The sequence below is a fragment of the Pseudomonas gingeri genome (assembly GCF_013386165.1).
GTDB lineage: Bacteria > Pseudomonadota > Gammaproteobacteria > Pseudomonadales > Pseudomonadaceae > Aquipseudomonas > Aquipseudomonas gingeri_C.
The window spans coordinates 887,266-910,698 of record NZ_JACAOS010000003.1 but is presented as its reverse complement, the minus strand read 5'-3'; the positions used below and the strand labels follow the sequence as shown (position 1 = coordinate 910,698).

Annotated in this window: 18 protein-coding genes; 9 read left to right on the top strand and 9 right to left on the bottom strand. The window is 56.3% G+C overall.

What is annotated here, in order from left to right:
• Positions 1-20: 20 nt before the first annotated feature.
• The 4 genes from HX866_RS08610 to HX866_RS08595 form a co-directional block, all read right to left on the bottom strand.
• Positions 21-989, bottom strand: coding sequence for a helix-turn-helix domain-containing protein (locus HX866_RS08610; protein WP_177139009.1), 969 nt, complete (start codon positions 987-989; stop codon positions 21-23).
• A 137-nt stretch (positions 990-1,126) separates the two neighbouring features.
• A complete protein-coding gene (locus HX866_RS08605) occupies positions 1,127-1,699 on the bottom strand; it encodes a TetR/AcrR family transcriptional regulator (protein ID WP_177097905.1) in 573 nt (190 codons plus the stop codon).
• A 36-nt stretch (positions 1,700-1,735) separates the two neighbouring features.
• Positions 1,736-3,004, bottom strand: a complete 1,269-nt coding sequence (fabF, locus tag HX866_RS08600) for a beta-ketoacyl-ACP synthase II (protein ID WP_177139007.1) — start codon at positions 3,002-3,004, stop codon at positions 1,736-1,738.
• Positions 3,005-3,072: 68 nt separating this feature from the next.
• On the bottom strand, positions 3,073-4,536 hold the full coding sequence (locus HX866_RS08595) for an efflux transporter outer membrane subunit (RefSeq protein ID WP_256344855.1): 1,464 nt from the start codon (positions 4,534-4,536) through the stop codon (positions 3,073-3,075).
• Between the two features lie 79 nt (positions 4,537-4,615).
• Between HX866_RS08595 and HX866_RS08590 the strand changes: the two genes are divergently transcribed.
• The 3 genes from HX866_RS08590 (at position 4,616) to HX866_RS08580 (ending at position 9,503) form a co-directional block, all read left to right on the top strand.
• Positions 4,616-5,254, top strand: a complete 639-nt coding sequence (locus tag HX866_RS08590) for a TetR/AcrR family transcriptional regulator (protein WP_177138998.1) — start codon at positions 4,616-4,618, stop codon at positions 5,252-5,254.
• Between the two features lie 66 nt (positions 5,255-5,320).
• Entirely contained in the window at positions 5,321-6,421 is a 1,101-nt protein-coding gene (locus HX866_RS08585) for an efflux RND transporter periplasmic adaptor subunit (protein WP_177101808.1), read from the top strand.
• Complete coding sequence (locus HX866_RS08580) at positions 6,408-9,503, top strand: efflux RND transporter permease subunit (protein ID WP_177126060.1); 3,096 nt, start codon at positions 6,408-6,410, stop codon at positions 9,501-9,503. The genes HX866_RS08585 and HX866_RS08580 overlap by 14 nt, the downstream gene beginning before the upstream one ends.
• A 690-nt stretch (positions 9,504-10,193) precedes the next feature.
• Here HX866_RS08580 and HX866_RS08575 read toward each other — a convergent pair.
• Positions 10,194-11,105 carry a WYL domain-containing protein gene (locus tag HX866_RS08575; protein WP_256344854.1) on the bottom strand — a complete coding sequence of 304 codons (912 nt, stop codon included), beginning with the start codon at positions 11,103-11,105 and terminating at the stop codon, positions 10,194-10,196.
• Between the two features lie 84 nt (positions 11,106-11,189).
• Between HX866_RS08575 and HX866_RS08570 the strand changes: the two genes are divergently transcribed.
• Genes HX866_RS08570 through HX866_RS34700 form a run of 4 tightly spaced genes read left to right on the top strand, consistent with a single transcriptional unit; the run spans position 11,190 to position 18,719 of the window.
• Positions 11,190-12,662 (top strand): hypothetical protein, encoded by a 1,473-nt coding sequence (locus tag HX866_RS08570; protein WP_177138996.1) that lies wholly within the window; start codon positions 11,190-11,192, stop codon positions 12,660-12,662.
• Positions 12,655-13,365 carry a hypothetical protein gene (locus HX866_RS08565; RefSeq protein WP_177138994.1) on the top strand — a complete coding sequence of 237 codons (711 nt, stop codon included), beginning with the start codon at positions 12,655-12,657 and terminating at the stop codon, positions 13,363-13,365. Before HX866_RS08570 ends, HX866_RS08565 begins: the two co-directional genes overlap by 8 nt.
• A gap of 12 nt (positions 13,366-13,377) precedes the next feature.
• Positions 13,378-17,712, top strand: coding sequence for a hypothetical protein (locus HX866_RS08560; protein WP_177138992.1), 4,335 nt, complete (start codon positions 13,378-13,380; stop codon positions 17,710-17,712).
• Between the two features lie 2 nt (positions 17,713-17,714).
• Entirely contained in the window at positions 17,715-18,719 is a 1,005-nt protein-coding gene (locus HX866_RS34700) for a Wadjet anti-phage system protein JetD domain-containing protein (RefSeq protein ID WP_371319226.1), read from the top strand.
• Between the two features lie 475 nt (positions 18,720-19,194).
• Here the strand turns inward: HX866_RS34700 and HX866_RS08550 are convergent, their stop codons facing one another.
• The 4 genes from HX866_RS08550 to HX866_RS08535 form a co-directional block, all read right to left on the bottom strand.
• Positions 19,195-19,692 carry a hypothetical protein gene (locus tag HX866_RS08550; RefSeq protein WP_177138990.1) on the bottom strand — a complete coding sequence of 166 codons (498 nt, stop codon included), beginning with the start codon at positions 19,690-19,692 and terminating at the stop codon, positions 19,195-19,197.
• Between the two features lie 93 nt (positions 19,693-19,785).
• On the bottom strand, positions 19,786-20,343 hold the full coding sequence (locus tag HX866_RS08545; protein ID WP_177138988.1) for a TetR/AcrR family transcriptional regulator: 558 nt from the start codon (positions 20,341-20,343) through the stop codon (positions 19,786-19,788).
• 132 nt (positions 20,344-20,475) lie between these two features.
• On the bottom strand, positions 20,476-21,339 hold the full coding sequence (locus HX866_RS08540) for an NmrA family NAD(P)-binding protein (protein ID WP_177138986.1): 864 nt from the start codon (positions 21,337-21,339) through the stop codon (positions 20,476-20,478).
• Between the two features lie 217 nt (positions 21,340-21,556).
• Positions 21,557-22,306, bottom strand: a complete 750-nt coding sequence (locus HX866_RS08535; protein WP_177138978.1) for an SDR family NAD(P)-dependent oxidoreductase — start codon at positions 22,304-22,306, stop codon at positions 21,557-21,559.
• 97 nt (positions 22,307-22,403) lie between these two features.
• Here HX866_RS08535 and HX866_RS08530 point away from each other — a divergent pair, with 97 nt between their 5' ends.
• Positions 22,404-22,763, top strand: coding sequence for a winged helix-turn-helix transcriptional regulator (locus tag HX866_RS08530; protein ID WP_177097890.1), 360 nt, complete (start codon positions 22,404-22,406; stop codon positions 22,761-22,763).
• 25 nt (positions 22,764-22,788) lie between these two features.
• Positions 22,789-23,415 carry an HAD family hydrolase gene (locus HX866_RS08525; RefSeq protein ID WP_177138976.1) on the top strand — a complete coding sequence of 209 codons (627 nt, stop codon included), beginning with the start codon at positions 22,789-22,791 and terminating at the stop codon, positions 23,413-23,415.
• Positions 23,416-23,433: the final 18 nt, after the last annotated feature.

Below are 23,433 nucleotides of genomic sequence, written 5' to 3'. Positions count from 1 at the left end.
AAAGGAGGAGGGCGCTTTGCTTAAACGGCCACGCCATTTGCCCGCAGCGCCAATCTGTTCACTTTTTGGCGGAGCAGTTGCTGCGCGGGGTAGCCATAGACGCTTTTGAACGCTCGGCTGAAATGGGACAAATTGGTGAAGCCATAGCTCAAGGCCGCATCACTGACGCTTTGGTGTTGCCGTTTGAGCAGTACGTCATGGCACGCTGCCAGACGTTCGCGCCATAACCAGCGACTGGCGGTCGTGCCCTCTGCGGCAAACAGCCGATTCAACGTTCTTGGAGAGACATGGATGGCGAGAGCAACGCTGTCGATACTGAGTTCAGGGTCGTGCAGGTGATTGAGCAGATAGCGCTTTGCGCGTTGCAACTGACGGGTTTGATGAGACGGGGGCTCCATGGCCGGGTTACGAAAGGTCGTTTCCAGGGCCGTGGATAGAATATCCAGAAACGAGGTGTTCAAGCGTTCGCCAGCAGATTCTGACAGCGTGTCCAGCTGCCAGATCTCCATCAGCAGATTGCTGGCGATTTTGCCAAGTGGGGTCTGGCACTCAAGGGTGCGCCCAAGAAAGAGTTCCGGCGTTGGAATGTGTCGTAGAAACAGTGCACGAGGCACCGAAACGACAATCTGGTTATCGCCCTGGGGGAAACCACACTCATAGGGTCGCGCGCTGTCGACGATCACAATGTCGCCGATGCCTTGTCTGGACTCAGTCCCGTTTTGCACGAAGCAGGCCCCGGGGATTAGCGAAAGTGACAGCAAAAACTGATCCCGCTCGTCATCACGCAGCCGACGCTTGTATTCCACCGGCAGCGACTTGATTTGCGTCAGCGTGATCTCACCCATGTTCTTTACGTTCAATGAACCATCGAACGGCCCCTCGATCAGCTTGCGGCTTTCTGCGGGCGCGTAGGTTGAGCACACAACCTCGTGCCAGTAATCGAAGCGCTCCTTCGCGTGAAGATTGTCGAGGGTATAGAGGGTGGCCATGATGAGCCCCTGAGAGGGAACTGCGATCTCACAGTGTTTATTTCCGCCATCCTAGCAGTAAAGGCACGCAGCAATGTAGCGTGCCGATGATCCGAAGCTCAGACGGCCGCATGAATGCAACTGACCAGATTGGACGCCTATATAGTGTCGGGAATACGTGCCGCCGCCAGAAGCTCATAGCTCAATGCTGGATCGTCAATTGCCCGGGCAATCAGTATTGTTCCGGCCAATCGGGTGAGAAGCCTCATCGCATTGATCCGGCGTTCCGGTGCAGTACCGTCCGAGTGCAACTCGCTTAATGCCTCCAACTCGGCTTTGACGCCCTCAGTAAACGCGGACTTGACCGATGGGCCCTGACGAGAAACGTCGGCGGCCAGAGCTGCAACCGGACAGCCAACTTCGGGATTGGCACAGTGTCGACTCGATAGGTAGTCCTCAATTATCGTCACCAATGCGTGATCTTCAGGGAAGCGTTCTATCCATTCGCCCCAATCTTTTTGTCCATCACGGAAAGCCTGCGCGACTACGGCCGTTAACAGCTCTTCTTTCCCATGAGGGAACTGGGTATAAAAACCACCATGGGTCATGCCCGCCGCACTCGCAATCGCTAAGACACCCACACCTGAGAACCCATGCTGGCGATATAGCGTTGAAGCAGCGTCCAGGATTTTTTGACGGCTTTCCAGCCCACGCTTTCCTCTACGGCGCATCAGGCACCTCCCACCGAGTGAGTCATCGGATCAGCACTATTGCGCCCAGCGCTTGAGGATGATGCTGGCGTTGACGCCGCCAAACCCAAAACCGTTGGACAGTGCATATTCCGACGAAAATTTCTGTGGCTTTGTTCTGACCAAATTCATGTAGTCCGCCGCGCAGTCGGGGTTTTCCAGGTTCAACGTGGGCGGAGCCATCTGGTCGCGCAACGCGAGCAGCGTAAAGATTGCCTCAATGCCGCCCGCCGCCCCCAATAAATGACCTGTCGACGACTTTGTGGCGCTTATCGCAGGTTTGGCGTCACCAAATACGCTGCTGATCGCTGCGAGTTCGCCTTTGTCACCCACGGGGGTCGAGGTCGCATGTGCATTGATGTGGCCTATATCGCTGGCCTGAATGCCTGCTTGCTCAATAGCTGTTTTCATTGCCCTGGCGGCACCGCTTCCATCCTCCGGGCCAGCCGTCAGGTGATAGGCATCTGCGCTGGTTCCATACCCTACAATCTCGGCCAGTGGTGTTGCGCCACGGGCCAGCGCATGATCCAGCGACTCGATCACGAACATGCCAGCCCCTTCGCCCATCACGAAACCGTCCCGCTCGACATCGAAAGGTCGAGAGGCTGTGGCTGGGTTGTCATTGAATGAAGAGGAGAGGGCCCGTGCGGCTGCGAAGCCAGCCAGGCTGACCCGATCCATTGCTGCTTCGGCACCACCACAGATGGCAACGTCAATTTCGCCATTGCGGATCATCCTGGCTGCGTCTCCAATGGCCTGCACACCTGCGGCACATGCGGTTACCGGAGCGCCAAGGGGGCCACGCAATCCATGGGTGATCGAGACATGCCCTGCTGCCATGTTTGCGAGAAAAGAGGGGATGGTGAAGGGCGACAGTCGCTTGGGGCCCTGACTGTCAGTGACTCTTACCGAGTTGGCAATGGCGCCAAATCCACCGATACCAGAAGCGATAATCGTACCGGTTCTTTCACGAGCCCGGTCTGTGGTGGGAAACCACTGTGCCTGCGTCAAGGCCTCTTTGGCGGCACCCAACGCGAAAACAATGAAGCGATCCATCTTTTTCAAGTCTTTTATTGGCACAACCTGGCTGGGATCGAATCCCGCTTCAGGATCTTCAACTTGAGTGGGCACTCGACCGCCCACTGCACAGCTCAGACCCTCCGAGAACTCCGCGGGCAAGGCAGTAATGCCCGATTGGCCGTTAAGCATGCGCTTCCAGACATTCTCAGTGCCTGAGCCCAATGGGCAAACGATGCCGGTGCCTGTAACCACTAAACGCGATGACATTTTAAAACTCCTCTCGTCGTACGTGGGCTTGCGTCCACGGCGACACTTTCCAGTGATTAAGTGGCCGCTTACTCGATGACTGGCTGGTTCCAGCCCCCACCCAGTGCCTTGTAAAGAGCGACGGCAGAGGACGAGGATGCGTAAGACGCATCCAGCCGCTCTGCTTGAATCAATTCGAGCCTCGATTGCGTTTCGAGTAGGTCGATGTAACTGCTATTGCCTTTTTGATAGCTAGCCAGCACCAGGTCTCGAGCCTGGGCACGGGTTCGTTCGCCATCGGTCAGCATCTGGGCCCTGGCATCGCCTGTAATCAAGGCGGAGATGGAGTTTTCGACCTCAGCGGTCGCTTCAAGAACACTTTCGCGATAGCCCGCCAGCTTGACGGCGTAGTCGCCTTTTGCGGCTTTTACCTGAGCATCCACACGGCCGAAATCAAACAGGCGCCAACGAATGCCCAGTGCGCCCAATGCCTCGTTGGACGCGCCATTGAACAGGTTGCCCCCCTGAGTGGTCGTGCTCCCGACCAGGGCCGACAGTGAAACCTTCGGGTAGTACTCGGCAATGGCCTGACCAATGCGTTCGTTGGAGGCCGCCAGCCGACGCTCCGCCACAATCAGGTCAGGTCGTCTGCGCAAAAGAGCAGCACTTCCACCTGCCGCCTCGATCGAGGGCGCGCTTGGAATCGGTGCGACTTTGTCCAGGTCTGGGGCGGCAGTCCCAGGCGTTCGTCCAAGCAGAACGTCGAGACCATTACGGGCCGCCGTCAACCGAGCCTCAAGCAGAGGAACGCTTGCACGTACGACGGAGAGCTCGGAACTCGCCTGTTTAGCGTCCTGATCAGGAGCCAAGCCACGCGACCGCAGCACGTCGACCAACCGCTCAATGTCGCCTTGAGTCTTGACCTGATCCCTGGCGACGCCTAATCGTGCTTGCAGCAGCCGAACCAACAAATAGTGATCGACGACATTGGCCGTGACTTGCAATCTGGCTGCAGCCACATCCGCCTGGGCAGCCTGATACTCGGCTATCGCTGCGTGGGAGCTTCTTCTCAACCCCCCGGAAAGGTCGATCTCCCAGGCGCTTGAGATGCCTGCGCCATAAAGATTGCCTGTCCGATCAAAACCGGGAAGCGATGCATTTTCAGCTGCGACGACCGGGTCTTCCAACGATTGCCTGGCACGACTTGCGCTCGCCGAGGCCTGTCCATTGGGTAATAACTGTGCATGGGCGCTTTCTGCGTAAGCAGCAGCTTGTGAGGTGCGTGCCAAGGCCTGTGCCAGCGTCAGGTTTTGCGCCAGTGCGGTGTCTACGATGCTATTGAGAACGGGGTCACTGAAGCCCTGCCACCAGGCATCCATCGAGACAAAAGAAGGCTGCGCGGTCCTCTGTGAAAGGAGGGGCGTGCCGTTGAACTGTGTCGCTACGTCGGGTTGTGGAGGGTGATAATCGGGGCCCACCATGCAGCCATCGATGCCACCCAGCATCACTAACGCGAGTACACTTTGCGCACTCTTGACCAGATGTCGATTCATTTTCGTTTCCCCGAACACCAATAAGTGTTTACAGTATCGTAAAACAGTTACTAATCTGTCAATGGACGTTTAGATCCTTATGAAACAACTTCCCACGCAAGACAGCATCGAATTGCCTGCGTCCGGCCAGCGCGGCCCCGCTGAACACGACCGGCGGCTGCAGATTCTGGAGGTCGCCAACGACCACTTCCGGCTCTACGGATATCGCAAAACCACGGTCGCTGATTTGTCCAAAGCGATAGGCATCACGACCGCCTACATCTATCGGTTTTTCGAATCCAAGCAGGCCATCGGTGAGTCGATCTGCGCCATGGTGTTGGGCGATCTCGACACCGAGTTACGTCGACTGAGTGATTTGGAATCGACTCCAACCCGCAAGCTACGGGCGTTTGCCAAGCATGCCTTGCACCTCAGTCATGCTCTGTTCATGAACGAGAACAAGCTGTTTGAACTGGTTCGGGTTTCCGAGGAGGAGAGCTGGTGCACCACCGCTGGCCACCAGGAAGCGCTCAATGACATCATCCGCTCCATCATCGAACAGGGTCGCAACGAGGGTGAGTTTGAGCGCAAAACGCCGCTGGATGAGGTCGTCCTCGGCATCCAGGAAGCGCTCATTCCCTATACCCGTCCTTCGGCGATGAATCGCCGGCAGATGCCAGATTTAGAAGCAGGGATGCTGGCCACCACGAGCATGATTTTGAGAAGCCTTGCGCCATAATTATAGTTTTCATATTGACAGATTCGTAACCTGTAAACAGAATGCCTCCAACTGACGGAGGCTTCTATGTTCACACACGCTCGCTTGCGCCTTACCCTGACCCCAATTGCTTTCTGCGCGCTTCTTTCGGCATGTGGGGAGCACACCGCGCCCGATCCCAGGATCGACCGCCCACCGCTGGTAAGCACCGCGACGGTGAAAGCGAACCCGCAATTACGAGAGCGAAGATTCACCGGCGTTATCGCCGCAAGAGTCGAAAGCTCAATGGGCTTTCGCGTCTCGGGCAAAATTTCTCAGCGAATGGTCGACGTAGGCCAGCAAGTCAAACGCGGCGATCCGCTGATGAAGCTCGACATCACCGACTTCGGACTGGATGTCAAAGATCAAGAAGCGGCAGTGGCCGCAGCCCAAGCTGCCGTGGTGAAAGCCGATGCAGACTTTGGACGGCTGCAGGGGCTGGTTTCCATAGGGGCTGTGTCCGCAAAGGCATTCGATGAAGCCCAGCAATCAAAAAACGCGGCCCATGCTGGTCTGGAAGCCGCCAAAGCGAAGTTGGACCTTTCGCATAATGCTTACGGCTACGCGATCCTTCGAGCCGATGTCGATGGTGTGGTTGTCGACCGTTTCGCCGATACCGGCCAGGTGGTTTCTGCCGGTCAGCCTGTTGTTGTGGTAGCTCAGGATGGCCCGCGCGAAGCGCGGATCGCGCTGCCTGAGACTGTCCGTCCCGCACTGGGCTCCCAGGTCACTGCACGGCTTTACGGAAATGAGAGTCAGAAATTTGCCGCTCGGTTGAGGGAGCTTTCTGGTTCCGCCGACCCCGTAACCAGGACGTTCGCGGCCCGGTATGTATTGGATGGCAATTCACGAGCCATTCCTCTGGGGTCAACCGTCGTGATCTCGCTTGAAAAACCGGGCATCAGCGATGAGCGAGAACTTCCACTCGGCGCGATCTACGACCGGGGGCAGGGGCCAGGTGTCTGGGTGGTGGGGGACGATAAAAAAGTCCATTACAAGGCCGTCAATGTCATTCGGGTCAATGAGGAAACTGCCGTCGTTGGCTCTGGTTTGACGGATGGGCAAACGCTTGTGGCATTGGGCGCTCATCAACTGCATGAAGGCGAAGAAGTACGTGTAGCGGAGGGGCAGGGCCATGAAAAGCTTTAACCTTTCCGAGTTTGCAGTCCGAGAGCGAGCCATCACGCTGTTTCTCCTGATCGCCATTTTTACTTCGGGAGCGCTTGCCTTCTTGAAGCTGGGCAGGGCTGAAGATCCAGCTTTCACCGTGAAGCAGATGACGATGGTGACCGCTTGGCCAGGCGCTACTGCCCAGGAAATGCAGGATCTGGTTGCCGAGCCCCTTGAAAAACGCATGCAAGAATTGCGCTGGTATGACCGCACTGAGACGTTCACCCGTCCGGGCTTGGCGTTCACCACTCTGTACTTGCTCGACAGTACACCGCCGCACGACGTGCCGGAGGAGTTCTATCAGGCCAGGAAGAAGATTTTGGATGCTGATTCCAGTCGACCTTCAGGTGTTTCTCCGACGCTTGTGAACGACGAGTATTCGGACGTGACCTTTGCACTCTATGCATTGAAAGCTCCGGGCGAACCCAAGCGAAAGCTGACTCGCGAAGCTGAAACCATGCGTCAACGCCTGCTTCATGTGGCAGGAGTAAAGAAGGTCAATATCATCGGTGAGCAAGCCGAGCGCATCTTCGTGGACATTTCCTACGACAGGCTGGCGACACTCGGTCTCTCGCCCAACGACATCTTCATCGCCCTTCATGGGCAGAACGCAATGACGCCGGCGGGCTCCATCGAGGCCAAGGGGCCAGAGATACAGGTACGTCTGGATGGGGCCCTCAACGACCTCGAAAAGATCCGTAACACGCCCATCCTGGTGAACGGAAATACGCTCAAGCTCTCGGATGTCGCTGAGGTCAAACGTGGCTATGAAGATCCGTCCACGTTCCTCATTCGTAACAATGGTGAGGATGCCCTGGTATTGGGTGTCGTGATGCGCGATGGCTGGAACGGCTTGAGCTTGGGCAAAGCGCTTGAGCAGGAAGCCGGTGCCATCAACCAGGAGCTGCCCGTCGGGATGAGCCTGACAAAAGTCACCGACCAGTCCGTGAACATCGATGAAGCCGTTGGCGAGTTCATGCTCAAGTTCTTCGTCGCGCTTACCGTTGTGATGATTGTGAGCCTTGTCAGCCTGGGCTGGCGGGTAGGGTTGGTGGTGGCAGCTGCCGTGCCGCTGACGCTGGCAACCGTATTCGTGATCATGCTCGCGACCGGGCGTGATTTTGACAGGATCACCTTGGGCTCGCTCATCCTGGCACTTGGGCTACTGGTGGACGATGCGATTATCGCGATCGAAACCATGGTGGTCAGGATGGAGGAGGGCTATGACCGTATCCAAGCCTCCGCCTACGCTTGGAGCCACACGGCAGCGCCGATGCTCTCAGGCACGTTGGTGACAATCATTGGCTTCTTGCCCGTGGGGTTTGCTCGCAGCACGGCCGGCGAGTATGCAGGCAACATCTTCTGGATCGTGGGCTTTGCGCTGATTACCTCCTGGCTGGTTGCCGTATTTTTTACGCCTTACATCGGTGTAAAACTGCTGCCAGACATCAAAAAGGTTGAAGGCGGCCACACGGCAATCTACGACACCAAGAACTACAACCGCTTTCGCAGGCTTCTAGGCTTGGTCATCCGCCGTAAATGGATCGTGGCGGCTGTCGTGATCTTTTTGTTCAGCCTGGCGATCATGGGGATGGGATCAGTGCGCAAGCAGTTCTTCCCATCCTCCGATCGGCCCGAAGTCCTGATCGAAGTTCAGATGCCACAGGGAACGTCAATAAACGAAACGGGGGCGGCCGCGGCTGATATCGAAACATGGCTGAAGACACAGCCGGAAACCAGGATCGTCACATCCTACGTCGGTCAGGGTGCTCCCCGGTTTTACCTGGCTATGGCCCCAGAGCTACCTGATCCGTCATTTGCGAAAATAGTCGTTTTGACCGAGAACGAATCAGCACGTGAGGCGCTCAAGCTAAAACTCCGCGACGCGGTCTCAAACGGTCTTGCTCCGCAAGCTCGGGTGCGCGTAACCCAGTTGGTGTTTGGCCCTTACTCGCCGTACCCGGTAGCCTTCAGGGTCATGGGTCCTGATGCCGACAAGGTGCGGGAAATCGCCGATAACGTACGCGCAATCATGCAAGCTGATCCCAACATGCGCACCGTCAATACCGATTGGACCGAGCGGGTGCCGACTGTGCACCTGGTGCTCGACCAGGATCGTCTTCAGGCGTTTGGGCTCAGTTCGCAAGAGGCGGGCGAGCAGTTGCAGTTCCTGCTCAAGGGCGTAGCGGTCACCCAGGTGCGTGAGGATATCCGTACAGTCGACGTGATGGCGCGATCTTCAGGCAACACTCGCCTGGATCCGGGAAAAATTGAGGACTTTACGCTCGTTGCCAAAGGGGGCAAGCGCGTGCCGCTGTCCCAGGTTGCTGATGTTCAGGTCAGGCAGGAAGATCCGATTCTGCGGCGCCGAGATCGGACACCCACAATCACCGTAAGGGGCGATATCGCAGAGGGCACTCAGCCACCTGATGTTTCCATGATTGTGTGGAACGAACTCCAGCCGTTGATTACAAAGCTGCCGTCCGGGTACCGAATCGAGATGGCGGGTGCGATCGAAGAAGCAGGTAAGGCCAATGAGGCGCTTGCACCTCTGTTTCCGATCATGCTGTTGTTGACGATGATCGTGATTATCTTCCAGGTGAGGTCGCTGGCGGCCATGGCAATGGTCTTGGCAACCGCCCCCTTGGGGCTGGTCGGGGTGGTGCCTACATTGATGCTTTTCCATCAGCCATTTGGTTTCAACGCCTTGATTGGCCTTATCGGCCTGGCAGGCATCCTGATGCGCAATACGCTGATTCTGATTGGGCAGATTCACACCAATGAGGAGCAGGGTCTTGGGCCATACGATGCCGTGGTGGAAGCGACCATTCAGCGGTCACGCCCGGTGCTGTTGACGGCGATGGCTGCAGTGCTGGCCTTTATCCCGCTGACCCAGTCTGTGTTCTGGGGCACCTTGGCTTACACCCTGATCGGCGGCACTTTTGGCGGGACCATAATGACCTTGGTGTTCTTACCGGCGTTGTACGCTATCTGGTTCAAGATCAAGCCAAAACGGCAGCTGGAACATTCCGCTGAGAGAGATCTGGTGGAAACTCACTGACGAACCGAAGTCACTTGGCCCGCCAATGGTAGGGCCAAGTGATGGTGGAGACTTGAGGTGCTTGCAGCAATAGTTATGCAAATGGTTGATGCAGAGTAACGACAGGCAGGTGGCGCTGCCTAAGCCTAATATATGATTTAACAAGTGGGCGATGTTATATGTTCATAAGCAGCTCACGGACCTGAGGTCACTGGGTCAATGCTCTCGTAATGAATGCGGCTGTTCATCGATTGATGTTCATAGACCTAGTTCTCCCGCCCGTCTTAGCCTCGCCGCCCCGACCACTGACGGTCGCAGTCCAAAGGGTGATGGATGCTGGTTTTCAAAAAAACATGTTTGGGGATCTGGTTGGAAATCGGGAAAAACCTGGCAGGCTCAGAATTGAGCAGTCTGGCTTGTCCCGGAGCTGGTTGCTCATGGCACCTCCCAATAGCCTCAAGTGTGAGGTTCGGAGGTCTCTATGGAAGCAGGGCCTGTTCAGTCCTTTTGCTCCTGTACAGGACCTCTTCTACACGGGCACCACGCGGGCTAAGCGTTTGTTGCTAATGATCGGGAGCCCGAGCGCCCTTAAGGGAGCTGTGGAAACCACCGTTAGCGACAAGCGCTACACGGGCCTGATTGCGCGCATGAAGAGCGTGTTCGCCGACTGCGACATCCCCAGCCTGTTCAAAGCATCCTAATCGCTGCTGATCAGTCTTCAGGTTCTTTAAAGCCTGGGGCCAGCACGGCGTTCCTTACGCCATACAACACCCGCCAATTCTTCATCCACAGACGGTGCTCGTGGCCTCTCAGGCTGTGGTCGGGCGAACAGTCGACGCTCCACTTTCGGAGGGTATAGCCGACGGTTGCCGCCCTGAGATTCACTTTCAGATAGCCGTTGACCATGCCGTAGTCCAAGACAGTGACCTCCGGCCTGGGCTGATCGGGGTGAGGTACCAGGATGATCTCTACGATATGCACCCACTCGATGTCTTGGTCGCCGCGTTCGTGATCCAAGACAGGTGCATCCGGTAAAAGCTCGGCCTTGCTGATGCGTGTCAGCACAAAGTCCCTGAACTGACCAGTCTTTCTATCGTTCCCCCGTACGTGCCAGCGCAGACCGTTGTCGATCAGGGCAAAGGGTGAGATGACCCGCGTGCTCGAGCCATTGAGCGATTCATAGCTGATCAAGACCGGGCAGGGCTTGTTAATCGCTTGCGTGACCACGCTGAGAATGTCGATCTTTGGCCACGACAGCTGGTCGGGGAAATCAATCGGTATGCCGGGGGCCTGCTGGCGCGGCTCCCCATCCCCCAATCCCGTCATCAGCCAGCTAATGGCCAACGCCGTGGGTGTGTCGAAAAGGGCCTTGAAGGCTTCGCTCGCGACGTAGGTTTTGCTGCTCGTGTCGTAGTCGATGTTGTCCCCGGCCAGCTCCTTGTACAGGGCGATATCTCGCGTCGCGGCGGCAGCCTGGATCTCAAACCGATCAATCAGGTGCTGGCGCCGAAGCTCGCCTAGCAGCCGCAAGCGAAGGTCGATGAAGGCTAGGCGGTCTCTTTGCGGCTGGCTTAGGTCGTGAATCATGCGCGCTGAAAATTCGGTAGTGACGACAGTTGCCATACTACACGATCATCAATAGACTGCGAGCATTATCATCAAAATGATGACCAAATTTAAAACTTGGCACGGACACTAGCCAGCCCTATGAGCGATTTAGCGCAAAAAGCGCTCGAGGCTCCCTCCAAAGGAGTCATCAGCGAGCTGACCGACCTGAGCTCTCAGCAACGCAAGATGCTGCTGACCCAGCCCGTGAGTCAGCTGTATTTCTCCCGAAATCGGTTCGTCTCCGAGGGTGAAACGCCGCTATTCGATGGGTTGGACACCCAGTACCTGTTTCTGTGGGCGCTGAACTTTATCATGGAAGGTTCGGCCATGGCCGCCGGCTGCACCATGGATGATGTGCGGGATTCCCTGACAGCGACCATTAGCCGGATCCGTCCAGAAAACAGCGATGCGACCTGCCGACAAGCAGCCGATGTAGTGCTTGAGGCCATTCACAACAACCATGAGGAGTTCGCTTCAGGCTATTTCCATGCCCCGAGCATGACCATGCTGACCTTCCGCTTTCGGCTCGTGATCCTTGAGCCAGACATGGAGAGCGTCTACCGGTACCGGCCGAGTAAAGAAGGCTACCTGCTGCTCATCGGCATGCTCGACATCGACGTCGAAGACCAGCAAATTCTGATGGAGCGGATGCTCCAGATCCTGATTGAGCGCGGGCGTATCCAGCAGGCCAAGGAAGTCGCCCGGAACGCGCGGGTCTTGTCCATCGAGTACGCCCAGCAGATCAATGAATTCCTCCTGCAGATGCGCCGCTCGCCGGGCAGCGTTAAATGGGAGCGTGACCTGGCACCGCGCCTCAATTCGGCCCGCTCTCACGTGAGCGAGCGACAGGGTGAAGACCTAAAGCTGAAGATGGCCGTTGAATCGCAGCTGGATGTCGTTGAGACCCAGGCCTCTAAAGATGAGCTGATTGAGCTTAAAGAAATCATCAGCGCGTCCAGCGCCGTGCGGGCGCGCCTGCAGAGAGACATCACAAGCACCGAAAAGAACTTTTTGGATGCACAGATTTCAGCTTTCCGGCCGAAGAAGCACTCAGGGCTTCCGGATCTGGATGCCACCATCCTCCCGACCGTGCTTAAGGCTCCGATTAAGCACTTCGCCCAGGTCGCAGAGGAAATCTACCTCAGTGTGTTCCCTGCGGTCTTTCCCAAGGTTCCGGATCTATCTGATCTCCTGGCGCTGCTGCTGGAGCGCCGGAGCACCAATGAGCCTGCGCCTCCCGAAAAGGACGGGCATATCGAGGAGTTCGAGGATTGGCCGGATCCGTTCCCAGAGCAGTTGGTGGGGGAGGTACTCGCCTGGATCAAGCTGAAGCTCATGGCCAACCGCCCCTGGAAGCTCGATGAGCTCATTGCCGCCGGGGAGGCAGAAGGTTTTGACCACAAACGCCTGCAGTGCATTGGGATCCTGATGTACCTCAGCTACCCGGACAGCGAGTCCGCATTCCCAGCTCGACACGCTGTTGCCGATGGCACCTTCGAAACCTTTGTCGTGTCCGGGGACAACCTTCGGTTCGATCTTAAATCAGCATCCCAGGAACCTTCTGATGGATAACCACGCCAGTGATGCTTCACGCCTGCTGTACAAGGCCCTGCAGATCAATCTTTCTCCGGCCAATGATGCCGAGTATCGCGAGTTGCTGGCGCGTTACCGAAGCAACCCTGTTTTAAAGCAGGTACTCGCCGAGGTGGCGGAGGGCATGCAACTGCAGGTTCTGGATGTTTCAGAGCGCGGGCTGATTGTGGCCCCTACTGGCAAAGAGAGTCGCTTCTCCCTGCGCATGAGCGATCTGCGTAAACAACCGATGTCTGAGGAGCAGAAGGTTGCAACGGCCCTATGCATGTTGGCCATCTCGGCGGTTTTCTATCCCACCCAGGAGTTGCTCGACGACGAGTCGCGATTCCCAATTCCGGCGAGGGTACCCAAGTTTCGCGATTCGCTGCTGGTGCTTGCCGAGCGCATGAAGGAGCAGGATGGTGATGACAATCTGGTCATTGAAGAGATGCGGCCAGGCTGGGGTTACATCCTCCAGATAGCCCCTATGCAACCTGAGCGACCTAATTCGATTAGCTCAGTCGATGGGCTCATCAGGATGGTCTTGCGGCAAATGAAGGAAAGCGGTTTGGTCACCGCCACACGCGGTGATGACGATGATGATTCGCGGGATTTCACCCCAACTCACCGGTTAAGGATCAATCTGCGCGAGCGCACGCTGCCGCGTCTTTTTGATTACATCCGCGGCCAGGTCAACGCATAAGGAAGGCTTTCCATGAAATGCATCAGCCGCTTCTTCGTCAGCAGTTTCGGTACCAACACTGCCTGGTATGACTCACATGACTTTGATCTGACCGATCCGGTGACGCGCGAGGCAGTCAACGCGATCATCAATCTGGAAAACATGGGTGGTAAAACCTCCCTGTTGTCCTATGTGTTCAGCCTTTTCGACCCGCACAAGTCGAGGTTTATTCAGCATATCCAGCAGTCGAACCACAAGATGCAGGACTACTTCGATCAGGGTGGCGAGCTGTCGTTCATCCTCGTGGAGTGGTCGATGCCTTCGCGCCGCCCAGGCGCGCCTAACATAAAAGTGATCTTGGGGCAGGCTGTCGCGGTTCAAGAAGGTCTCGACCGCGAAGCCAATCTGCCGCGGGTATTTTTCGCCTTCGAATCACTGGCCGGTCTCGCCTTCGAGGATATTCCTGCGCCCGGTCTGGGCTTGACCGCTGGTATTAAAACGTTCGCGGAGTTCACCGGTTGGCTTCACCAGGCGGCGCGCAGATCCAAGGGCGATTTTTTTCACACGAGGCAAAATAACGACTGGGTCAAGCACCTAAGCGAAGTCCGCAAGATCGACATTGAGCTGCTTAAGATGCAGGTCAAATTCAACTCTCAGGAGGGTGGTGTCGATGAGGGCTTCCTGGCCTTCAAAGATGAGGCCGATCTGGTCAATAAGCTCATGGTTCTCACCCTGCCTTCGGACCGTGTTGCTGACGTCAGGCAGATGGTCGCCAACGTGGCGGACAAGATGAAGAATAAGCCGCAAATGGATCAAACCCTGGCGCTGCTTAATCGGCTGTCGGCTCAGATGGTGCCATTCGGTCATGCCTCGAAATCCTATCTGGCCATGAAGGCTGAGCAAAAAGGTCTGCTTAGCCGTGCTTCGGGCCTTGCGTTTGCCATCGAAACCGCAGCCGGTGAGGTCTCTAAATCGGTGGGCGAGCTCAAGCTGTTCGTCGAATCACTAAAGGATACGATCACTGCAAATGAGGGGATGATCAAAAGCTCCCAGGCGCAGTCCCTGACCTATAACGCCCTTGAGCTGTCCCGCATCAGCGAACGCGCCAAATCGGCGTATGAGACTTCTGCCACTGACCTCGAGCATGGTCGTAAACACTTGCGCCTTGTTCATGCGGCCATCGCGCACAAGAAGGTGCTCGAGGCTCAGCAAAAGCTGCGTATCGAAGAGGAATCCTTAAAAGAGGAGCAGGAAGGTCTTAAGCCGATCAGGGAAAAGGTTGATGAGCAGGGAGCACTTCTGCGCGCCGGCTACGACCATTACTTGGAGCTTGCCACGACTGAAAAAGATGGCTTTGTAGACAAACGCAAGGCTGCCGAAGCCTCCACCGCGAAAGCCAAGCAAGAGATCGTCGCGAATGATTTCGAGCAAAAAGCTCTGACGCGGGAGGAAATCGACCTTGCCGCCTTTATTAAGGGTGAAGCGGCACAGCAGGAGCGGCTTCGCAATGAAGGGGTCATCGATCCTTATGATCCAGATGCTGAATCGGCCATCACCAGGCACGAAGCTCAGGTAGAAGCCCTGCATGCTAACCAGGAGCGTCTTGAGGCTGAGAAGGCCCAGCATGAGGCCAAGGCTAAGGGTTTATATGAACAAGCAAAAGACCTTGGCCTGAAAGCTCAGGCTACGGAGTTGGAGAAGCAGGCTGTCAACGGCCGATTGGATTCTGCCGAGTGTCTTAAAGAGGATCTCGAGCAGTCCAGCGTCCTGGCCCGTTTGCAGGAGTTGGAGCTTGCCGACCCTGATGCTGAAACGCTGCCGAGGCTGCTTAACGATTACGAGCAGTCACTGACGAATGAAATCCGTCGGTGTGACATCCTCCTGGCTAATCTTGAAGAGGCCAAAAAGTCGATATCGGAAACCGGGTTGGGTGGTTATAGCCATGATGTCGAGGCTGTTGTACGGTTTCTGACGGAGAATCGGGTGCAGTCAGCCCGAGCGGCCAACACCTACCTGGCCGAGCTCGTCCCCGATGCCCAGAAGTCTCGCGATCTGGTGATGTCTGACCCAGCTCGTTTTCTCGGTGTCTGTGTCGCACAGGGTGAGTGGGATAAGACCCGCAACCTGCTATCGAAGGCGAATCTAAGCCTTGCCGCTCCTGTCGCTGTGGCCGTCGCGACGCTGGATCAAACAGCGTCTACCGAGGATCTTCTGGTCATCGGCTCCCCTGATGATGCCGCCTACAACCATGAGGCCGCGAAAAGTGTTCTGGAGAATTTCGAACGCAATATCGACCGGGTAGAAGAAGAGCAAGGGGATTATAAGCGCAACCTTTCGGACGCCCGCACGGCCAGCCGAAAGCTTGACCGCTATCTGGAGCTCTACGGCCAAGCCCGTATGGCTGAGATGCGTCGCGAGAAGAATCTCCTCAACGACCAAGTCGAAGCCCTCAGGGCGAGTGAAAAGGAATGCGTGGAAGACGCTGCCAAGGAAATGGAGCTCGCTAACCAGCTTAACCTGAAGCTGAGGACAATCCCGGTTGACATCACCAAGATCAATCTGTTGATCACCCGGCTGACCGACTACCGTAACGATTGGGAGCAGCACCTTGCAGGGAAGGTTGCACGACTAGTTGTTGTGCAGGGCGCGCTCGCGGAATTGTTAGCCCGCAAGCAGGTTCTGGATGATCTGGTCGAGGGCAATGGCGAAATCATCAATGACTCCCAGGAGAATTTTCACCGCCTCAGTGAGCGGTTAAAGACGCTGGAAGCGCAGAAGTCTGCTGTTCAGTTCTATACGCAGGGTGCGCCAGGTTGCGCGCTCGAGCCTGGCTTTAGCCTGGATGTGCTGATCAGCACCTACGAGAGCGACAAATCGGTTTACGAGTATGCGGAAAAAGACCAAATCGGAGTCCGCCTGAAGAGTGTTGAAAATTATCGCTGCGAGGTAAGTGAGGCGCGTAAGGCGTTCGATCAAGACCATGCCGGCGTGGACAAGTCAGAGGTTGAGCCATTGCTCGGCCTTGAGCTTGTGCCGGAGCGGAAAAGCCAGGAGATCGAGAATGATCGGCTTGAGGAAGTCAGTCGTGAGCTGAACCGTAAATTTGCGGTGGCTGACAACAACAGTGCTCAGTTCATTCAGCGGCACAACCCGTCGCCGATTTCCGAGGCCATGCTGCAGCTGTCTGACGATGATGTGCATCAGCGTATCGAGGCGCTTGCCGAAGATATTTCGACCCTGCAGCGCACTGTCGATACGGATAGCGTCGACTATGAAAAAGCCAGGGGAGATAAGGTAGGTCGAGAGCTTTTGCTCAAGGATTTGAACAACAACCTCAAGATGCTCCGCGATGCCATGGCGGTCGACAACATGGCCGGCGAGTACATTGAACTGATCGACAGCGGCAAAGACCAGGTTGGTGAACTCCTGAGGCACAATCGGGAGATCAGTGCCGTCGTAGAAACAAAAAGGTCGGATGCTAATACCGGGTACCGGACGTATCAGCGTATCGCATCATTACAGGAATTCAGGGCCCTGGCTCCCGAGCTGTCGGTGAAGCTCTATGAATTCAACTTCGACCAGGCCTGCAACGACTATGACGATCTGCAGGAGCTCGTGGACGAACGCATTAAGGTCACTGAGTCTCAATTGAGTGAAATGGTGCCTGATTTTGACCGGTGCGTAGGCGAGTTACAGCAACTGATCGAGCAGGGTGCCATGGTGCTTAATCGGGCGGCGAAGGTTGCGGTGCCTATCGATGCTCCGTATATCGGCGGCAAGCCCATCATCCGGATGAAGGAGCAAATCACGGGCATCGTTAAGGAGTCTGGCAAGGTGATTATCGCCGGTTACCTCAACAAGCTGATCGAGGATAACCACATTCCAGAGAATGGCTCGAACCTGGTGTCTGATGGGCTTGTGCTCTTCGCGCCGCAACGAGCGTTCGGGCTGCAGATCTTGCAGATGGAGCAGAACGTTAGCCACCAGTACCAGTTCGCCAACTCATTGAAAATGTCGGGCGGCCAAAGCGTGGTGATCGCCATTTTCCTGTACCTGCTGATCTCGAAGCTCCGCGCTGACTCAAGGGTCTCTTCCGGGGTGGATGGTGGTTGCCCGCTGATCCTCGATAACCCGTTTGCCAAGGTGCAGACCAGAGCCCTGATCGATGTTCAGTTGATGCTGGCTAAAGCCGTCGGCGTGCAACTGATCTTCTTCACGGCGACTAAAGAGGTGAACACACTGGCCGGCTTCCAGAAGGTCATCCGCCTGCGTAAGGGAGGGGTTAACTCGGTCACCAAGCGGACGCAGCTCCAGATGGTCAAGTCGACCGTCAACACGGAAATCCAACAACCTGCCTGGAGTGTTTAACCGTGGAATCCTTTTTTGAGGTGCTTAAGAAGCGTCGCAATAAGCGTGTAGAACTCCTCTACCTGCGCACCCTTTGGCTGGAGCTGCATCCTGAGCAACAGGAACACCCTAACCGCGACAGCCTGATCCTTAAGGCTCTGCACGTAGCCGCGCACCGTGGACTCCTGAAGCTTCCTGCACCCCGCAGCTTCGAGAGCTTTGGCTCCCCGGCGATGCCTAGGTTCGTGACGATGAATATCGAAACAATCACGGCCATCAAAATGGACTGGGCAGCGATCCCCTGGCGCCCTGAACTCGGGTTTTGGATGAACCTGACCGGGTCGGAGAAGGCGACCGCCAAGGTGATTAATGAGTGGCTGATCCAGCGCGATGGACGCTTTCAGATGGTTCCGATGCGGGAGCGCTCCCTGGATATCTTCGGCAACGAGAAATTCCTCGACCTCCGGGTTAAGGGCTCATCGCTTTTCAGCGGGCGTCTGCCTCTCGCTGTCATAGGTGCTGAGAGGGTCGATATGCCGCTTGCGTACCGGCCATCCCCAGGCCTTCCTGGTCGCCCTGTGCTGGTGATCGAAAATCACCACACCTTTGCCAGCCTTGGCGCCTGGAACGTCGAAACGGGCCGTTATGCAGCGGTCGTGTACGGCAGCGGGAATGCGTTCACGTCAACGGGAACCGCGCTGGATGAGGTTCTGCTTGAAGTCGAGGGTGCTGGTGCCGAATATTTCGGCGATCTCGATCCGACGGGCATCAGCATCCCGCTTCGGTACAACCGCGATCACAGCATCCAGCTAAGGCCTGCTACCTGGCTCTACAGGCTGCTTCAGGATTTGGGCCGGGCGAGGCCCTTAGACGCGGTTGTTGGCGCTGCAACTGATCAGGTAAAAGACTGGCTCCCTGAACAAGCTCAGGAGATCCTGGCGCTCTGGAAGGAAGGGCTTTTCCTGCCTCAGGAAGGCGTTGGCCGTGAGCAGGTGTTCGAGATGAACGGCAGGGCCAAGAGGTTTTGATTGAGGAGGGGCTGCCGATGTTTCAAGGCTCCCCTGTGCAATCTGGGGATCCGCAATGGATGAAAGGCCTATTTGGCGATTAGGTGCATCTCCTGTATAGGTGGACGCCAGCCTTATGATTAATGACTACCTACACCTTGAATCGCCCCGGATTCTCTGGACACCTTGCAAGCTCATTACGTAACGCTTTTCAAACTCTACCGGTGACAGCTGATTGTTGAAACCATGGCGACATTCAAGGGCTCGCCATGAACATGGAGTACATGGCCCGTTGAGAGAGTGGACGTCAGAAGCGGGTTTGTCGAATCAGTGTCTTACGAGCCTCATGAACATTTCTAACATGGCATCTGGTTTAACATAATATACATTATGCGAAGTTAACTGTACTGAGCCAGGAGACTCCCGGTCAGCTTTGAAGCTCTGGCACCGTCTCCAGTCAGTCATTTTCGCGTCCTCGAAAATGAATCCCTCACAATCAGTTGCTGACTAGTTGGCGCGTCATTTCCTCCAGCACTCGGTCCAGGTGCGGCGCTAGTTCAAACACCTCGGTGTCAAATCTTTGAGCGGATCTGGCCTCGTACGTATAACGAGTTTCGACGAAAAGATTTGAGCACGTCCGGATCCTTTCCTCGAGCGGGAAACCAGGTGAAAGACGATTCGAGATTTGACGCAGTTGCTTGGCCAACTCGGCGGGAATTGCTTCATAGAGAGCAAGCAGATCGTGCTTGCTGGGCAAACCGCTCATCAGCTTCAGGAACCCTTCGGGATCATCCATATCGGCTGGATGGTCTGGGTCAGACTCGACAAGAAATGATTTGAGGTACAGCTCTGAGGCTAATCCAGCATTCATTGCCGCAGGCCAAAAAAGCCTCGAATTGCCGCTGTAGGCATGCTGCTCAATGAGCTGCGCAGCCTTTAAATAGTCTCGCGCTTCTTCAACAACACGAAGACTTGGTCGATGTTCACAAGCCATGGCGTCCTTGCTCCCGACAAGTTGAGGTATTTTAATATAGACGTTATGGCTAAATCCTCGACGCCGTCTTCAGGGTCGCTGTCGCCTCAACCATCAGTCGCTGAGCTCGTCACGCACCTCACGCAATATCTCTTCCGACAACTCAGGATCATCTACCGCCCGGGCCAGGATAATGGCGCCGACCATGCTGGTGACCTGGTGAATGGCTTTGCGCCGGGTATTGCGTTTTTTCGCGGCGGCAAAGGGTGCGGCCATGATTTCAATCATGCTCTTGATATGGTGAGTGAGGGGCGGACGTACCAAGGGTTCCCTCGCCACCTCCGCGCCGAGCGCGGTCATCAGGCAGCCAACACCCTTGTTGTCGCGGTGCGCTTCGGTGAGGTATTCCTGAATGAACGCGTGCATCAGTTCGGTGGACGCTTTGGCATCCTGCATGGATGCCAAAGCCCTGGATGAAGCGTCGCTCAAGCTTTCCGTGATCAACGCATCTTTGGATTCGAAGTGGTGATAAAACGTGCCATGGGTCAGCCCGGTGGCTTTCATGATTTCGCTGACGCTGACACCAGAGAAGCCACGCTCGCGAAACAGAATGGACGCCTGCAGCAGGATTTTTCGGTGCTTTTCGGCAGTTTCTTCAGCTGGATAACGCATTACGGCTCTCAGACCCCATGAACAAATGTTGAATGGAGATGAGTCTACTCATCGCGTTTGGCTAACGGAAGCTGGTGGGATATCGAGCTGAAAGCGTCAGCGGACTGTTCAGCTCAATGTGTTGCGTCAGCGTCAGTTCAACAGGTCGCGATGTTCCGCTATGAACTCAGCGGGTGTCTGCAGCGGCCCACCGATGATGGCTGAGCCGATGCTGTCCAGGCCCTCCAGGCGTTTTTCCTGCTGGTCGATTTTCACCGCGGAAAAGTGCGTGACGTATGTCGGGTCGGCATCCAGGCCCAGGATCTTGACGAACTCTTCCGGGGAAACCTGCTCGAAGGCGACCTCTTTACCCAAGGTGTCGCCGATCACGCCAGCCAATTCGCGGTGGCTGTATTCAATCGGCCCGTTCAGTACGTAAGCCTTATTGGCATGGAGCTCGGGGTTGGTCAGAACACCTGCAATGATTTTGGCGATATCGCGAGTGGCGATCGGCGCAAAACGGCTGTCTGCGTCGAACGGTGTCAGGTAGCGGCCACTACGAATCAAGGGTGCGATATAAAGCATCCACTGGGCAAAAAACGTGATGCGCAGATGGGTGGTTGGCACGCCTGACCAGGTGAATACTTGCTCAGACAGCCAGTGATTGAGAGTGGTTTGACTGCGGGCATCGGGGCGCGATTGTTTGTGCGACATGTTGGCGATGATTTTAACCCCCTCCTCCTTGGCCGCTTGGGCAAACACCGCTGCCGCTTCTACCAGGCCATTGCCCAGCGGATAGACGAAGTAAGCGCCGTCGACGCCTTTCATTGCCGGGCGCACCTCTTTCAATTTCAACGCATCGCCGACAAAAACGGTCGCACCGAGCGCCCTGAGTTGCTCCGAACGCTCGTCTTCGCGGTGCACGAATGCGTTAACACGGTGGTCGTTTTCCAGCAGGTATTTGACGGTTGGAGCGCCGGTCGCTCCCGTGGCGCCGCTGACCAGATAGGTATTCATGAGCTACTCCTGACGCATATAGACCGAAGTTAGGTGGCTACAGGCATGCCAGCGCTGACTGTACGGCTGTCACGCCGATGCCCACCAAGCAGTACGGACGTACTGCTTGGTGGGCGCAAGCATGATGAGCATACTGCTTGAAGTCAAGCTCCTCCGGTTGAGCAGATCGCGCGCCCTTAGTGCAAAAAATCACGACTCCAGTTCTGAGAGCCGGGGCTCAAACCTGAGCAAACCCGCCATCCACAAACATTTCGCCACCGGTCATGAAACTGCTGTCGTCTGACCCGAGGAACAACGCCGCCGCTGCGACTTCCTCCGGTTGGCCTATGCGGCCCAGTGGAACCTGCGCAGTCATGCCGTCAATGATTGCATCCTTCTGACCCGTGCCGGAAAGCGCCAGGTCCAAACCAGGTGTTGCGATCGGCCCAGGTGAAAGTACGTTGACGCGAATGCCGGTACCTTTCAGGTCCAGCGCCCAGCTCCTGGCGAAATTACGCAGTGCGGCTTTTGTCGCGCTGTATACGCTGAAAGCCGGCGTGCCCATGGTGCCCGTCGTTGAGCCGGTCAGAATCACCGAGCCGCCCGCCCCCATCAATGGCAACGCTTTTTGCACGGTGAACAGCGTGCCTTTGACATTGATGCCGAATGTGCGATCAAACGACTCCTCGGTAATCGATCCGATCGGCTGGAAATCCCCCAGACCGGCATTGGCGAACAGCACGTCAATTCGGCCTTTGGCGGCTTTGACTCGAGTGAAAATGCGATCCAGATCGTCCAGGTTGGAAATATCGCCCTGGATGGCGATGGCTTCAGGGCCGATCAGGTGCAGCGCCTTGTCCAATTCCTCCTGACGCCGTCCCACAATCACAACCTGTGCGCCTTCCGCTGCAAAGCGAATGGCGGTTGCCAGGCCGATACCGCTGTTGCCGCCGGTGATCACTGCAATTTTTCCGTTGAGCCTGCTCATGATGAATTCCCAAGAATGTTGAGGCCCAACTGTAGATCCGCGCTATTCTTTTGAATAGTATGCACCTTTTAGTAAGTACCCTGGAGCGGTCACGGTCATGGCGAACAATACGTTCAATTGCGGGCTCGAGGCCGCCCTGGCGGTGGTTGGCGGTAAATGGAAACCTCTGGTTCTTTATAACCTGGCGACGAGTGTTCATCGGTACGGCGAATTGAGACGCGCGATTGGCGGCGTGACCGATAAGGTGTTGATCCAGCAACTCAAGGAATTGGAGCGTGATGAAATCATTACGCGCATCGACTTCCAGGAAATACCACCCAAAGTCGAGTACTCCCTGACCCCCTTCGGACAATCTCTGGCGACTGCGCTCGGAACACTTTGTGTTTGGGGCACGGAGCATATGCAAACGATCGAACGCATCAGCGAACGTCGTACGTCCGCCCTCCCCCTGGATTAAATTAACCCCTCAACGGAAGAACCTTATGAGCATTCGTGCAGTAGTTTTTGATTTCGGCGGAGTCCTGTTCGATTGGAGCCCACAGCACCTGTACCGCCAGTTGATCAGCGATGAACAGGAACGGCAGTGGTTCCTCGACAACGTCTGCACCCAGGCCTGGAACACCGAGCAGGATGCCGGTCGCACCTTGGCCGAAGGCACCCGCAGCCTGATTGCTCAGCACCCGCAACATGAATCGCTGATTCGGGCCTATTACGACCGCTGGCACGAAATGCTGCGCGGCCCGTTGCCGGAGGGCGTGGCCATCCTGGAGGCGCTGCATGAGGCCAAAATGCCGCTGTTCGGTTTGACCAACTGGTCGGCCGAGACCTTCCCCTATGCACGGGCCAACTATCCCTTCCTCCAGTATTTTCGCGACATCGTGGTCTCGGGCACAGTAAAACAGATCAAGCCCGGCGCGGCGATCTACCAGCTCAGCCTGGATCAGGTCCGTGCACATCTACCGGATATCCAGCCCGCTGAAGTGGTGTTTATCGATGATGTTGCAAGCAACGTGGAAGCAGCGATCGCCCTCGGCTGGCAAGGTATTCATCACACTGGCGCCGACACTACGCAAGAACGTTTGCGTGAGTTGGGGGTGCGTTTCTGCTGATTCGTCGATCACAGCCCA